The organism is Psychrobacter sp. M17(2026) (genome assembly GCF_055699815.1).
The window spans coordinates 1,388,962-1,405,267 of record NZ_CM146741.1 but is presented as its reverse complement, the minus strand read 5'-3'; the positions used below and the strand labels follow the sequence as shown (position 1 = coordinate 1,405,267).

10 protein-coding genes are annotated in these 16,306 nt (G+C 42.1%); 9 read left to right on the top strand and 1 reads right to left on the bottom strand.

Annotated features, from left to right (window positions below; genetic code table 11):
• The first annotated feature begins 283 nt into the window (after positions 1 to 283).
• A complete protein-coding gene (locus ACR63T_RS05965; protein ID WP_472785081.1) occupies positions 284 to 1,021 on the top strand; it encodes a Smr/MutS family protein in 738 nt (245 codons plus the stop codon).
• A gap of 98 nt (positions 1,022 to 1,119) precedes the next feature.
• Entirely contained in the window at positions 1,120 to 1,752 is a 633-nt protein-coding gene (locus ACR63T_RS05960) for a DNA-3-methyladenine glycosylase family protein (RefSeq protein WP_472785080.1), read from the top strand.
• Between the two features lie 22 nt (positions 1,753 to 1,774).
• Here the strand turns inward: ACR63T_RS05960 and ACR63T_RS05955 are convergent, their stop codons facing one another.
• Entirely contained in the window at positions 1,775 to 3,727 is a 1,953-nt protein-coding gene (locus tag ACR63T_RS05955) for a mechanosensitive ion channel family protein (protein WP_472785242.1), read from the bottom strand.
• A 504-nt stretch (positions 3,728 to 4,231) separates the two neighbouring features.
• Between ACR63T_RS05955 and ACR63T_RS05950 the strand changes: the two genes are divergently transcribed.
• From ACR63T_RS05950 to ACR63T_RS05920, 7 genes are all read left to right on the top strand, one after another.
• Complete coding sequence (locus ACR63T_RS05950) at positions 4,232 to 6,061, top strand: TonB-dependent receptor plug domain-containing protein (protein ID WP_472785079.1); 1,830 nt, start codon at positions 4,232 to 4,234, stop codon at positions 6,059 to 6,061.
• A gap of 260 nt (positions 6,062 to 6,321) precedes the next feature.
• On the top strand, positions 6,322 to 7,746 hold the full coding sequence (gene ahcY, locus ACR63T_RS05945) for an adenosylhomocysteinase (protein ID WP_472785241.1): 1,425 nt from the start codon (positions 6,322 to 6,324) through the stop codon (positions 7,744 to 7,746).
• A 47-nt stretch (positions 7,747 to 7,793) separates the two neighbouring features.
• Complete coding sequence (locus tag ACR63T_RS05940; RefSeq protein ID WP_472785078.1) at positions 7,794 to 8,654, top strand: methylenetetrahydrofolate reductase; 861 nt, start codon at positions 7,794 to 7,796, stop codon at positions 8,652 to 8,654.
• A gap of 187 nt (positions 8,655 to 8,841) precedes the next feature.
• A complete protein-coding gene (locus tag ACR63T_RS05935; protein ID WP_472785077.1) occupies positions 8,842 to 9,786 on the top strand; it encodes a 16S rRNA (uracil(1498)-N(3))-methyltransferase in 945 nt (314 codons plus the stop codon).
• A 270-nt stretch (positions 9,787 to 10,056) separates the two neighbouring features.
• Positions 10,057 to 11,850, top strand: coding sequence for a putative bifunctional diguanylate cyclase/phosphodiesterase (locus ACR63T_RS05930; RefSeq protein WP_472785076.1), 1,794 nt, complete (start codon positions 10,057 to 10,059; stop codon positions 11,848 to 11,850).
• Between the two features lie 340 nt (positions 11,851 to 12,190).
• A complete protein-coding gene (locus ACR63T_RS05925) occupies positions 12,191 to 13,984 on the top strand; it encodes an acyl-CoA dehydrogenase C-terminal domain-containing protein (protein ID WP_472785075.1) in 1,794 nt (597 codons plus the stop codon).
• A 421-nt stretch (positions 13,985 to 14,405) separates the two neighbouring features.
• Positions 14,406 to 16,190, top strand: coding sequence for an acyl-CoA dehydrogenase C-terminal domain-containing protein (locus ACR63T_RS05920; protein ID WP_472785074.1), 1,785 nt, complete (start codon positions 14,406 to 14,408; stop codon positions 16,188 to 16,190).
• Positions 16,191 to 16,306: the final 116 nt, after the last annotated feature.

The following is a 16,306-nucleotide window of genomic DNA, read 5'->3' as shown; positions in this document are numbered from 1 at the left end:
TCATGGCACTGACAGTGACTATTTTTTAGGCGATTTTAGATTAAAAATATCTAGTTTAGTCATTCTAAGCGGACATTTTTAATGACAAATCGGCAAAAAGGAGTCCTGTCTCTACGAGCTGATGCTAAAATTGCTCTATTCGTTGTAAAAATCTAGCCAAGGCATCTGCATTACCTGCGATTTTTACCTAGACTAGAACACAGCTTTGATAAACTAGTAGCTATCAGCAGTGCTCATTTATGAATGTTCAACAGACCCTAACCAAACAGAATTATAAATTATTATGTCAAATTCTCTATTCTCAAAAGAAATGCAAGATCAGCTCAAAGAGTTAAAAGGTCAACTGACTAAAGGCCGTGATACTACCTCACCCGATGGTGAAAATGAAAAGCCAACTGAGCCTGTGTCACTACTCACCCAAAAGCAAGTCAAAAAAACCGTCAAGCAGATGGATAGCGAACATGTCGATGATGACAAAGTGCTCTTTATGCAAGCGATGCACGGCGTCAATCAATTGGAAGATAAAAACGTACGTTCCCCTGCTGATGCTACAAAAGCGACTAAACCTGATGCCACAACTCTATCAAAACGTGCAGCCGCTCAAGGTGGCGATGTCGCTGAGTTAAGCGTAGGTCTATCTGATATGCAAGCGCTACTCAATCCAGTCGCTGCTGAATCCATCTTGTCTTACAAGCAACCAACGCTACAAAACAAAGTATTTACTCAGCTTAAGCAAGGTAAGTTGCGCTGGTATGATGCGGTCGATATTCATGGCTGTACTATTGAAGAGGCGCGCGCTGCTGTGACTCAACTGCTCTCTCAAGCCAAACAAAGTAATGAAACATCCGTCAAAATTGTTCATGGCAAAGGCTCTGAGGCTATCCTAAAAACTTGCGTTAATGGCTGGTTGCGTCAATTGCCAGAAGTATTAGCGTTTTGTTCAGCGCCACCAAAAGATGGTGGTAATGGTGCGGTTCTAGTACTGCTTAAAAAAACTAAAACTGATGAAAAAGATAAGTAAAGGCTAAGCCTTTTGCACAACGTAAAAAGGACTGCTTAGGCAGTCCTTTTTTGCATATACTGATTGGGCATTTATCACACTATTTAGGATAAAACATTATGACTGTGCAAACGATTAAAACCCTAACAGAGCTAAAAGCACATATTACCTCCCTCATCGCTATCGAACCTAAGTTCGCCCCTATCTACGAACAAGTTGGCATACCAAGTTTAAGACGTAACTTAGGTGGCTTTGAGCAGCTCATGCGAGCGATGGTCGGTCAACAGCTATCGGTGGCGGCGGCCAGTAGTATTTGGAGCCGTTTAGTAGATGCTGATCTAACTTCTCCCAAAACTATAAGCCAAGCAGAAGATGACGATTTGAGGGCGCAAGGATTATCCAGACAAAAGATTCGCTACATTCGCTCATTGATTGAGCATGATATAGACTTTGTAGCACTAGAAGCGATGAGCGATGACGAGGTTATAGAAACTCTGACACAGGTAATAGGCATTGGGCGCTGGACGGCTCAGATGTATCTGCTTTTCTCATTAGGACGCGCGGATATCTTAGCCGTTGATGATTTAGCCATTCGCGTTGCTGCAATGGAGATGCTAGGACTAGCGGAACGTCCAACGCCTAAGCAATTAAAACTTGCCACTCAAGACTGGTCACCTCATCGAAGTGCCGCAAGTCTACTGCTATGGTCGTACTATGGAAAAATGCGCGATCGTCTTGCGGTGCCAAGTTAACACTAGGTTAGTGATTGGCAGATCAGTGCCATGGCTGATTCCAGATAGAGAGACTGTTACTTTTGCCTTTAGGTTTATTGCTAAGCTTAAAATGCTTAAATTTATGTTTTGCTAGTCGAAAGCCACTGCTTTTTTTAGGTTTATCCTTTTTAAATTTATTTAAACTTAAGCCACTTTTATTTTTTGCTACGTTATCGGTCTGCTTATCATCCTTTGTGTTTTTATATTCAACAGAACTGAACTTCTCACTGAGCTTCTCATTGGTACTTTGACTACTGAGGCGATGCTCATTATCAATACTGCTATGAACATCAGATTTGTTGTTATCATTTTCAGGTGGCAAATCATCACTAAAATCGACCTTTTCACTAGTGTGCTCAAGCTCGCCTTGATCAACAATGAGCTGCTGCGTTGGCAGCGCATGTTCAACTTTATATTTTTTTACCTGCGTCAATATATCAACCAAAAGCAAGTCTTGCTTGCCATAGAACTCTATAACATCTAATGCGTTAACGTAAGCTCGTAGCTGAATCACGTAACAGTCTTGACGTAGCTCCAAAATGTGGGCTTGATTCCACTCTTTGTTGGTGAGCTCATGCTCATCTAGCAGTTTTTCTAAGTCATTAACCATTTTAAATATGACGTCAATATCAGCGCTGCGCTTAATATATAAATTATGCAAAAAGTGGAACATATCTCGTGAGTTAAAATTTTCAATTTGCATCGATGAGAAATCACCATTGGGCACCGTGACGACGGTACGGTTTAAAGTACGTACCCGTGATGAGCGAATGCCAATATCGATGACCGTACCTTCTTGAGTCCCAAACTTACAGTAATCCCCTATGCGCACGGGCGAGTCTGCTACCACGACCACACTACCGACCAAGTTCTCAATGGTTTTTTGTGCACCCAATGCCAATGCCAGACCACCAACCCCTAGAGCTGCAATACCTGTGGTCAGATCAAACCCTAAATTACCAAAGATCACAATCACCGCAAATATTAATAGCAATGCTTTGACGACTTTACGTAGCAGTCCAAGAATTGAAACCCGCTCGGTGTGATTCTTTTTATAGCTTAGATTGACAGCTCGAGTGAAAACAACATCGACGATACGCAGTAGCAGCCAGGTGATAGCTAGCCACGATGCTATCTCCGTAAAACGATTAATCGGCTCTCGCAGGGTTACCGATATTCCAGCGTAAACCATAATCTCCGACAGCATCAGCGCCATAACAACCACTGATAAGGGCAATATTATTTTGTCTGGTAGCGGCAGTGGCTCTTGGCGAAAATAGGGATAAACAATTCTCAAAAAGTGATACCACAACCATACCGCAATATAAGTTAATAAAAAACTACTTACCGTCATTAGTATCGCAGCGATTAAGTCTGTCAACTGATAACCAAATAATTTAGTACCCTCTAATGACTCAAAAGTATACTTGGAGACCAAAGTGGGTTCGGTATTTTCTAATACTTCAGGGATTGAGGTTAAAGTGTCAGTTGCGAATTGCCAGTACTGCTCGCCCTTATCTGAGACCACTCGCTCTAGCAAGACAGGTACAGACTTATCATCAATATTAATCGTACCGACTTTTTCTTGATTAGGTTGGAGCTGATCGGTCAAATAACCCTCAGGGGAATTGCTCAATTGCAAGTCAGGTAAGAAGCGCCCGCCAGCATCAAGTGCTCGCTTTAATTGACGTACCGCTATTGTTGGGTTATCAGATTTGGACAAGTTAAGATAATTACTTGCCAGCAGATAGTCGTTTTCACCTAAGGCGCTGATAAACCCTTGTACCGTCTGACGCGGCGTATCACGACCAAATGAGTCTGGTATCGGTGTGCGCACGCTCTCCTCAGAGTTTGCGCTACCAATACCTAATAGACCCGCCTCCGCAGCCAATGCGCTAGTCGGTGATAGACTCAATACTGTCGTTAGTAGTAATATAGCTAACCACAAATACACCTTTATAAATAACATGAACGTAGGTGTTTTAACCGGACTCAAGTTGCGCTCAGTAGACAAGACAAACCTCTTAACTTAACAGATTAGACAAAAATATAGGGCTAATGACAAAACTAGGCGCTATGATAACAATTATTTATAACAGTAGTGATTTTGATTGTGGCTTTTTATCATAAACAGTTAGCATAAATTGCAAAACTTAGGCCTATAAATGAATACTCGAAACTTCTTCCTTCAAATTTAGTCCCCTATCATGAAATCTGCTCATCCTCTGATGAATAATCATTAGTTAAAAAGTGGTTTATATTTATCCTCTTTTTGTGGATAATAAACGTAGTTTTGCTCAACTGTTTTTGTTTGTAAAATAAGCACTATAAATTCAGTTTTTCGAATATCCTTTTTAACGTTGCTTTTACTATTATTATTTTGGAATCCTCTATGGTTTTATCACAGTCGTCTGCCTACTTAAGAGTATGCATTTTAAGCGCTCTTGGCATATTTGCTATGAGTGCTACAGCAGCAAATACTGAGTTGAGTGCAACAAGCGATAATGATCTGCCGCAAGTTGAGCTTGATGAAATTGTCGTGACTGCTACTCGTACGCCGACTAAAATCAGCAACACTATCGCCCAAACACGGGTTGTCGATAGCGAAGAGTTACAGCGATACAAAGGTCAAACGGTTATAGAGGTTTTGAAACGTCAGCCTGGCTTTAATATCAAACAAGATGGCGGTTTAGGGACAAGTAGTAACTTTTATATACGTGGTTATAGCAGTAATCAAATTTTAGTCCTGATTGATGGCATACGCTATGGCTCAGTTAGCGCTGGTGGATCTGCTCTCAACTTGTTACCTGCCGATCAAATAGACCGTATCGAAATACTATACGGGGCTTCTGGTTCTAGTATTTACGGTGCGGACGCTATGGGCGGCGTCATTCAAATATTTACTAAAGGCAATAACGTTGAGCGCAGTAACTTTTCTGTAACTGCAGGTGTTGGCTCACATGATCATTATACTTACGGCGCTACAGCACAGTTTGCTAATGATAATGGTACAAACTTAAGTTTTTCAGCTAATCGTAATGAAACTAACGGTTTCAATGCCATTTCGCCTAACCCTGTTAGTAGTAACTACAATGCAGATGATGACGGTTTTGAAAGTAATAATTTTAGTATCGCTCTAAACCAGCGTATTAACGATCAATGGTTAGCAGGCGCTAGTGCCCTATATAGTAAATCCACTACTGAGTATGATAACGGTGCAACACCAGAAAATACTTATGCTGACCAAGAAAATGGCGCGGCTCAAGCTTTTGTTGATTGGCGTTACTTGCCAGGTTCGTCAGTCAAGCTGCAATATGGTCATTCTGTTGATAAAAGTGATAGTTACGATAATTTTCCTAATACCTTTGATAGTAAACAAGATCAAATTAGTTTGGTCGGTGAACATAAGCTTCCTGTTGGTCAGGGTATCTATGGTTTAGAATATCTCAACCAAAGTCTTGATACTACTGCTGCTGGTTATGATCTTGATGATCGTGATGTAACTAGTGCATTTTTAGGTTATTTACTTGTTAATAATCAGTTCGACGCACAAGCCAATGTTCGTTTTGATGATAATTCACAGTATGGCAACGAGACTACGTATAACTTGGGTGGTGCCTACCATATTAGCCCTGATTGGCGTATCGGTGCTAGCTACGCAAAAGGCTTCCGTGCGCCTACCTTTAATGAGATATATCCCGGCTATGGTGGAGACCCTGAATTACAACCTGAAACTAGCGATAACTACGAGGTATTCATGGAGTATGATTCCATACTTCAATCTACTCGTCTAACTGGGTATAATAATGAGGTAGATGACTTAATTACCTATCGACAAGGAACTGCTGCAAACATAGATCAAGCCAAGATCAAAGGGGTGTCATTAACATCGGATTGGGAGCTAGATAATTACTTGTTCGGCGGTAGTTACGACTATCAGCAAGCCAAAGATGACAGTGGAGGTGCTAACGATGGTAATTTCCTCTCTTTTCGCCCCGAACACTCAGGTTTGATTTATACCGGTTATCGTCTACCCAATTTAGATATACGTGCTGAGGTAGAATACGTAGGCAAGCGTTATAGCTCAAACTACGACGAACTTAATAATTATGCTCTATTCAATATTAGCGGTAATTATTATATAAACCCAAACCTAACGCTTACCAGTCGACTTAATAATATAACAAATAAGGATTATACGACCAATGCTAATTTTGGTCAGTATGGTACGCGTTATAACACTGATGGCACTAACTTCTTTACCTCTTTAACCTATAACTGGTACTAAAGTTGTTTGTTCTATTGTTACAAGAGACCATCGATTGATGGTCTTTTTTATGGGTGACAAATTAACGCTCATCTATTACAATAGTGTCCTCCGAGAGGTGTTGCACCATGACCACGAATATTGCATTGAGAGCTAAAATCATGCAAATCATAGGTTGTGTTAGGCTCGGTTAACTGTCGAACGTCCTATTTTTGGTCGCTTACAGCGCAAATAACGGCACCTGCTTTTTATCATACATCTATTAACAATAGGAGCATATGATGGACGCAGTGTCTAATATCCCATCTGTCCATACGATCGACCCCACTTTCACTGATTATAAAGTTGCTGACATTAGCTTAGCAGAATATGGTCGCCGCGAAATCACTCTTGCTGAAGCCGAAATGCCAGCCCTAATGGGTTTGCGTCGTCGCTACGAAGCCGATCAGCCATTACAGGGCGCGAAGATCGTCGGCTGTATTCACATGACTATCCAAACTGCTGTGCTTATCGAGACGCTAATCGCGCTTGGGGCCGAAGTGCGCTGGACTTCATGCAATATCTTCTCAACTCAAGATCACGCTGCTGCTGCTGTCGCTGCTGCTGGCACGCCCGTATTCGCTTGGAAGGGTGAGACGGACGCGGAGTACGAATGGTGCTTACGTCAGCAAATCTTTGTGGGCGGTGAAGAATCTGGTCAGCTTTGGGATGCCAACTTAATCCTAGATGATGGCGGTGATTTAACGGCACTTATTCATAATGAGTATCCGCAAATGCTGGATATCATTCATGGTATCTCTGAAGAGACTACCACTGGTGTACATCGTTTAATCGAGATGTTGAATAAAGGCACGCTAAAAGTACCTGCTATCAACGTCAACGATGCGGTTACTAAGTCTAAAAACGACAACAAGTACGGCTGCCGTCATAGCTTAAATGATGCGATCAAACGCGGTACGGATATGTTCCTCGCGGGTCGTCGCGCTTTAGTGATCGGTTATGGTGATGTTGGTAAAGGTTCAGCCCAGAGCTTACGTCAAGAAGGCATGATCGTACGCGTATCAGAAGTCGATCCTATCTGTGCGATGCAGGCTTGTATGGATGGCTATGAAGTATTATCACCCTATATCGATGGCGATAACACTGGCGGTAGCGACAACATCAATACCCGTCTGCTAGAAGATACGGACATGATTGTTACTACAACGGGTAACTACCATGTGTGTGACAAACACATGCTAGCGGCTCTAAAGCCTGGCGCTGTGGTCTGTAATATCGGTCATTTCGATACCGAAATCGATACCCAATTTATGCGTGACAACTGGCGCTGGGAAGAAGTTAAGCCACAAGTGCATCAAATCTTCCGCTCAGAAGATGTTAATGATTATCTAATTCTGCTTGCTGAAGGTCGTTTAGTGAATTTAGGTAATGCAACGGGTCACCCATCACGCGTGATGGATGGCTCATTTGCTAACCAAGTACTCGCGCAGATGTATCTGTTCGAAGAAAAATTCGCCCAGCTACCCGTCGATGAGCGTTTTGATAACTTATACGTCAGAGTACTTCCGAAAAAGCTTGATGAAGAAGTTGCTGCCGCTATGGTTGCCGGCTTTAACGGTACGTTAACTAAGCTGACCACTAAGCAAGCTGAATACTTAGGTGTGCCTGTTGAAGGTCCGTTCAAACCTGAAGCTTATAAATACTAATATGAATGCTGATTTAACTGTTGGTATTAATAACAAGGAGCGCGACTGTGAGTAAGCCTGCTTTCTCTTTTGAATTTTTTCCTGCAAAGTCGGAAATTGGCCATGAAAAGCTGCTTGGCACTTACGATGAGCTAAACAAGCTAGCACCAGGGTACTTTTCAGTCACTTATGGCGCTGGTGGCTCTACTCGTAGTCGTACGCTAAAGATCGTCAAGGAGTTGTGTGCGCGTGGCACGACTCCTGTGGCGCCGCACATCTCCTGTATTGGTGATGATAAACACGAGGTTGCCGAGCTATTAAAACTCTATAAAAGCTTAGGCATTGATCGATTGGTTGCATTGCGTGGCGATTTGCCCTCAGGTCAAGTGGGTATGGGTCAGCTGCCTTTTGCCCTAGATTTGGTCAAGTTCATTCGTGAGCATTCAGGAGATCATTTCCATATAGAAGTTGCCGCTTACCCTGAGATGCATCCGCAAGCACGCAGCTTTTTATTCGATATTGAGAATCTAGTTAATAAGTACAAGGCTGGCGCTAATGCTGCTATTACTCAGTTCTTTTATAATGCTGATAGCTACTTATATTTGCGTGATGCCTTAGAGCAACGTGGTATCGATATGGACACACAGCCATTGGTTGCTGGTATTATGCCCATTACTAACTCTAGCAATTTAATGCGCTTTGCCGATAGCTGTGGTGCTGATATACCGCGTTATATACGCAAGCAGCTTGCTGATTTTGGCGATGACCGCACGGCTATTCGCGAGTTTGGCTTTGAGGTAGTCCATCGTTTGTGTGAGCGTTTGATATCTGAAGGTGTGCCTGCCATGCACTTTTATAGCATGAACAAAGTTAATCCTAATAAGCGCTTAGTTGAGTCTTTAGGACTAGTGCCTGAGTTGCTCGTATAAGCATTAGACGTTCAAGCTATAAAACTTTTGTCGCTATCAAAGACTGGTCCTCCTAGGAGCGCCAGTTTTTTTATGGCTCTTCAAACCCACAATGATAACTTTATAGAATACTGATTATTGTGTTTATCATGATTATCGTATATTTTGTTATATATTCAAATAACATAAATAATAGGAATAAGATAACGTGCGACGTTTTTTTTATGCAGCTACTGACGTTAATAAAGATGGCGAGTGCGACTTTGCAGCCTTGAGTACTTTCGCTATGGGCACTACCCTGACTTTGACAGAGAGCATCACTCATCACTGGTGTCGTGTATTGCGAGCTAATAGTGGTGATCAAGGTGTTTTGTTCGACGGGTTCGGTGGTGAGTACTTGGTTGAGCTGGCAACTATCAGTAAAAAACAAGCAACCGCTACTGTATTAGCTCATGACGCTGACGATCATACAGCACCTATTATTAGCAAAATAGCGCTAGTAATGAGTCGCGGCGAGCGTATGGATTATGCTATTCAAAAGGCCACCGAGCTTGGCGTTACCGCTGTTCAACTATTGACCAGTCATCATGGTGAAGTCACGCTAAAGCCTACGCAGGTTGACAAAAAGCTTGCGCATTGGCAACAGATCGCCATCGCCGCTTGTGAGCAGTGTGGACTTAATCGGCCGCCCCTGATACTTGCACCTGTCGCTATCAGTCAATGGTTGCAAAATCCTGATACTGAATTAAACGCTGAAATAAATGACAGTATTGAGCTAAATGATGACTCAAACAATAAAGCGATGTCGACTGATAAAGCCGTGTCAGTGAGCGTTATTGTCGCAAAACTCAGTCAAGATAGTTATTATCAAATATTAGGTCACAAAGCGGATATTAGGCTGATGCTCAGCGTACCATCAGCGGATCAACCGCGCGCGCCTGCGACTCTTAGCTCAGTACTCACATCAGTACTCACACAACCATTACCCTATATTGAGTTACTGATTGGGCCTGAAGGCGGATTGAGTCCAGCTGAATGCCAGCAAGCCGAGCAAGTTAATTTTTTACCTTGGCAAATCGGTAATCGTGTCCTGAGAACAGAGACTGCGCCTGTAGTTGCTTTAGCTACTTTGCACACGCTTAGCCATTATTGATAACCAATACTTTAGGGTCAACATATATAGTTCATTTATTTTAGACACACAACCACTTGAGGGGTATGATTATTATGAGAACCTCTGTTTTGTAGTCTCTGTCAGCGTAGGTAGTAAGCCATAAAATCTTTACTAGTCACGCGATACAAGAGTACCTATCTATTTTACTTAGCATCCATTAAGAAATAATTAAACTTTTGTCTGTATTTAATGTTCAAAATGTGGTCTAATTGGTCAAATTATTTTGCACTCATTTTGTGAGCTTAGATTATGAGTACTATATCCCCACTTTCAAATTCTATTAAGCAGCAGTTGTTTGCGCAATTGTGTGAGCAATTTGATGACGGCATATTCATTTTGGATGCTAATCTTTGTTATATAGGCATTAATCCAGCTTATGAGCTAATGATGGGCTATGATTTAGAGTTCTTACTGGGACGAACCATTGGGGTTTATGCGACTGAATTTTTATCTGAGTCAGAACGCACACTTTTAGATACTGTTATTCGCCTTCTAAAAAGTACAGGATTTTATGAGCAGGAATTTTCATTGGCGACGCGCTATGGTCAAATGATAGAGTGTCAGATTAGCTGTCGCAGAATAGACGCAGATGGTGAGATTTATTATGTGGGTACGATTCGTGATACCTCAACACTCGTCAAAGATCAAAAAAAAATTACACACTTGCTTAACTTTGATCAGGTTTCTGGATTACCCAATCGTAAGTTATTTTTAACTCAGGTCAGCGAGCTATCGCTTAATAGTAGCGACGAGATCGTTATTGTGCGCTTTGATATCGATAATTTTCGCACGCTTACTAATACTCTAGGGATCAGCTGGATAAACCTTTTAATCACTCAATTTGTAAAGCGAGTGACTGCGCAAGAGCTAGAGTATTTAAAATGCTTTTCTCATTTTGGTAGTAATGATTTTGCTATGGTATTTCAGTGTAGTGATGGGCAGATGGTTCAGTATCAGCTTGATAGATTAACGCAAATTTGCGAACAACCCTTTGTATTAAGTAACGCCTCGGATAATGCTTCTACTAACAGTGATACAGTATCGAAAGCTTATGATCCAATAGCTGCTTATGATGTCGTTGATACAGACAATACTCTTGAGGGTAGCTATGTTTATTTGCATCTATCCATTGGCGTTAGCCGTTACCCCAAAGATGATAATCAGCTGCCGAGTCTACTAGCTAAAGCGGAAAAAGCGCTGCATTATGTCAAAGAGCATGATGGGGTCAATATGAGCTGGTATCATGACGAGCTCAATGAGCTAAGCGTAGATGATTTACTGTTAGAAGCAGAATTGCGCAAAGCAATCGATGGGCAGCAGTTTATTCCGCATTATCAACCAAAAGTCGCTTTAGCAACAGGGCAAATCACAGGATTTGAAGCCCTAGTACGCTGGCAACACCCTACCCGTGGCCTGCTTAAGCCTGCTAAATTTATTGAAGCTATTGTCAAACACAAGCTATCCTTTGAGCTGTTTTGTCAATTGGCTAAGCAAATTGCTGAGCATCTAAGCGAGTGGAAGATGTTAGGATTTGAGCAATATATCAGTATCAATGCTGATGCTGCTGAGTTTAATCATCCTGATTTTTTTGGCTTTGTCAGCCATCTGTTTAGCGAGTACGCTATTGATCCTATTCAGTTGCACATAGAAGTCACTGAATCCTCTTTAATGCTACGTCACTCAAAGGTTAAACAGCAACTAACTGCCCTCAAAGACTTAGGCGTCTGTTTAGCACTTGACGACTTTGGTACAGGCTACGCCTCCCTAAGCTACTTGCAAGAGTACCCGTTTGACTTTATTAAAATTGATAAAAGCTTTATGTACAGTATTGTTGATAATAAAACGCAGCAGGCTATCGTAAAAGCTATTTTAGATTTAGCAACAGCTTTAGATATGAGTGCTATTGCTGAGGGTATTGAGACTATAGAGCAGCGTGATATGCTCGCTCAAATGGGCTGTCGCTATGCTCAAGGATATTGGTTTAGTCGCGCTGTCGATGCCAAAGTCGCCACCCAATTGCTAACTGATCAGGTGAGCTACTAGCCTAAACTCTAAGTTCCTTATACCAATCTATAAATTAGTTATGTTCATTATAAAAACCTCTTAAATCATCTATCCCTTTGTACTACCCGCGAATAGCTGTGACTATCAGTACACGCCATAATTAGTATGCAAGTTTGGTTGATGACTTATCAGTATTATCTGCAAACTTGTAAAATCCTCTGTTAACGCCTATCTTTTACACTGTATTTATTACTCTTAATGTAAATCGTATATCCAAGTATCGAATTTAAGCTATTGGTTTAATTATCATAATAATGATTTCTGATAGCTTTTTCGTAATTATCGATACGATTATATAGTCAATAAAGGATAGGACAACATGCAATATAAAGCGCCCTTACGTGATATGAAATTTGTCATGCATGAACTGCTAAATACTGAAGCGCATTATCAATCTATCGATGCTTTTTCCCATATTGAGGCGGACATTGTAGACAGCTACTTAGAAACTGCTGCTAGTTTTGCTGAGAACGAATTATCACCCCTTAACCAAAGCGGTGATGCAGAAGGTTGTCATTTCGATAATGGCGTGGTCACAACGCCCAAAGGTTTTAAAGAAGCTTATAAGCAGTATTGTGAGCTGGGCTTTACCTCGTTGACAGCTGAAGAAGAATTTGGCGGTCAAGCAATGCCGGTGTCACTCAACTCAGCTATTTCTGAGTTTATGGGTACAGCGAACTGGTCATTTGGCATGTATCCTGGACTCTCAGAAGGCTGCATCTCGACCCTTGAGCATCATGGCACTGACGCGCAAAAACAAAAATATCTGCCTAAATTAGTCGCAGGCGTTTGGTCTGGGGTGATGTGTTTAACTGAGCCGCAGTGTGGCTCTGATCTTAATCAAGTACGTAGTAAAGCTGAGCCGAATGGCGATGGTAGCTATAGCATTACAGGTGGTAAGATTTGGATTTCAGCGGGTGAACATGATATGTCTGAGAACATCATTCATATCGTACTAGCGCGCCTGCCAGATGCTCCAGCGGGCACTAAAGGCTTGTCGCTATTCGTTGTTCCTAAGTTTATGGTCAATGAAGACAGCAGCTTAGGCGAGCGCAATGCGGTCTCTTGTGGTTCAATTGAGCACAAAATGGGCATCAAAGCCTCAGCCACTTGTGTTATTAATTATGATAGCGCAACAGGCTACTTAATTGGTGAAGAAAACCGTGGTCTAAACTGTATGTTCACCTTTATGAATGTGGCGCGTATTGGTACGGCTATTCAAGGGGTTACTGCCTCACAGTTTGCCTTTCAAGGTGCATTGGCATTTGCCAAAGAGCGCTTAGCCTTTCGCTCGCTAGATGGGGCTAAGTTCCCTAATAAAGCAGCTGATCCTATCATCGTCCATCCGGCGGTTCGCGATATGTTACTGACGACCAAAGCCTTTGCTGAAGGTGGTCGCGCTTTGATCTGCTATATGTCGCAGTTTGCTGACACCGTTGCCAAAGGTGAAGGCGAGGCGCTTGAATACGCCAATCAAATGTTGTCATTATTGACGCCTATCGGTAAAGCATTCTTGACTGAAACGGGTCTTGAGTCCGCGCATCATGGCGTGCAAGCATTAGGTGGCAGCGGTTATTGTGTTGAATATGGTCTTGAGCAAAACGTTCGTGATACCACGATTGCCTGCATCTATGAGGGTACTACTCAGATTCAATCCCTTGATCTAATCGGTCGTAAAGTATTGAACTCACAAGGTAAGCTATTGGCTAACTTTATCAAAGTTATTGAGCAATTCTGTGAAGACAACGATAACAATGAGCAAATGAGCCAGTTTACAGCGCCACTTATGCAGCACCTTGAGCAATGGAGCGAATTGACCGCAGACATCGCTAATCAAGCGGAAGAGAATCCTGAAGCCGTTGGCGGTGCAGCGGTCGATTATATGTACTTTAGTGGTTATGTCACTCTCGCTTATCTATGGGCTCGTATGGCAAAAGTTGCGCAAACTGAGATTGCTAACGGCAATAGCGAAAAAGCGTTTTATGATGCCAAAGTTAAGACGGCACAGTTCTTTTTCGCAAAACTGCTACCGCGTACCTCTACTTATGCTGAGCGTATCGCGACAGGTGTTGAGCCGTATATGAGTATGGATGTTGAGCAGTTTGAGTTTTAATGGCTTAAATCTTAATAGCTTAAAGCTATTGATAAGCACGAATATATTGCTTTAAATGTTCTGTTTTAGATATATCAGCAATATACCCATCGGCAATATACTCAGGTATGTTGCCGATTTTGCTATTACGCTATTTAAAAATAAAAGATACTGGCATAAAACAAGTCCAGGCATTAAATCAACAAAAACAGAAATACTTTATTTTTGCGTAATTCAAGAGCTACTGATAACTTTTAGTACACGCATAATTCACGAACCGCTACACAAGTTCGGCGGCTAATTTGCTAAACTTTAACCATCTATTATTTAGCTTATACATAACAGAATATATAGGGCGTATTGAACATTCGACCGTGGCACTGACAGAGACTATTTGTGAATGTTCAATACGCCCTACTAATACCAACAAAAAGGATTTTTTATGTCAGTTTATAATGCTCCTCTTAATGATATGCGCTTTATCTTAAACGATGTATTCAAGGCTCATGAGCTTTGGCAAAATAACGAAAGCTTAGCTCATGTTGACATGGAAACCGTCGATATGATCTTAGAAGAAATGGCCAAATTATCTAAGAATGTCCTATTACCTATCAACCGTAGTGGTGATGAGGAAGGCGCAACTTTTCAGGGTGATGGCGTAGTTACTACTCCTAGTGGTTTTAAAGAAGCCTATAAGCAATACGCTGAATCAGGTTGGGTCGGCTTGGGCGGCAATCCTGAGTACGGTGGTCAAGGCTTCCCTAAAATGGTCACTATGCTGACCGAAGAGATGCTGTTTACCACCAATCAGTCTTTTGCGTTATATCCCAATCTGACGGTTGGCGCAACCTTATGTATGAATGCGGCGGCCTCTGATGAAATCAAACAAATCTATTTAGAAAAAATGTACTCAGGCGACTGGTCAGGCACGATGTGTTTGACTGAACCTCATGCCGGTACAGATTTGGGTATTATTAAGACCAAAGCTGAGCCAAATGATGATGGCAGCTATAACATCTCAGGCACTAAGATTTTTATCACAGGCGGCGAGCATGATCTAACTGATAATATCATTCATTTAGTACTAGCTAAGACGCCTGACGCTCCTGCTGGCTCAAAGGGTATTTCTTTATTCGTTGTGCCTAAATTCTTGGTCAATGATGATGGTAGCTTAGGCGAGCGTAATACTTTAGCCGTGGGCTCTATTGAGCATAAAATGGGCATCAAAGCTTCAGCGACTTGTGTGATGAACTTTGATGGTGCTCGTGGCTGGATGATTGGTGCTGAAAATACTGGTTTATCTTCTATGTTTATTATGATGAACTATGAGCGCGTCACTATGGGTCTACAAGGCCTTGGTGGCTCTGAGCTGGCTTATCAAAACGCTGCCGCTTATGCCCTTGATCGCGCGCAAGGTCGTAGCGATACGCAATTGCAAAGTCCAGAAAAGCCTGCCGATGCTATTATTCATCATGCCGATGTACGCCGTATGCTATTGAATGCTAAGGCTAATAGTGAAGCTTCGCGCTGCTTTGCTATGTATGTCGCTCAGCAGCTTGATCTCGAAAAATTCAGTGCCGATCCTGATGTTGCACAAGCTGCCGCTGCTCGTGTTGCTTTATTGACCCCAATCGCTAAAGCCTTCTTGACTGATAAAGCGCTTGAGGCGACCGTTGATTGCCAGCAAGTCTTTGGTGGTCATGGCTACGTACGTGAATGGGGTATGGAGCAGATCGTCCGTGATACTCGCATTGCACAGATCTATGAAGGTGCCAACGGTATTCAAGCGCTCGATCTACTAGGACGTAAGGTTGCCCGTAACGACGGCAAATATATTGATAACTTCCTAGCCGAAATTCGTGATTACGTGGCGTCAATGAGCGCTGAGCATGGTATTAAGCAAGCGACTTTGGGTGCAGCTGATACGGTTGAAGCCTTGACTAAAACGGTGCTGGCAAATATTCAAGATCGCAAAAATGAGATCAATGGCTGTGCAGTTGACTATATGCATGCCGTTGGCTACTTATGCTACTCATACATGTTTGCGATGATGGTGGAAGCAGCTGATGGCCAGCAAGGTAAGTTCTATACTGATAAAGCCTTACTTGCTGATTATTTTGTCGGTCGTATCTTGCCACGTATCGATGCCCATGCGCAAATGGTACAAGCTGGTAGTGATCCGATGATGAACTTTGATTTGGATTATTTTAATGTTGCTGTTAGCTAAGAGTTGCTGTCAGTCAATAACAGTATTCAGTCTATAAAACTTATTAATATAAAAAGGACAGTTTGATACTGTCCTTTTTATTTGCCTGCAATCAAAACAACTACTAACAAAATAAT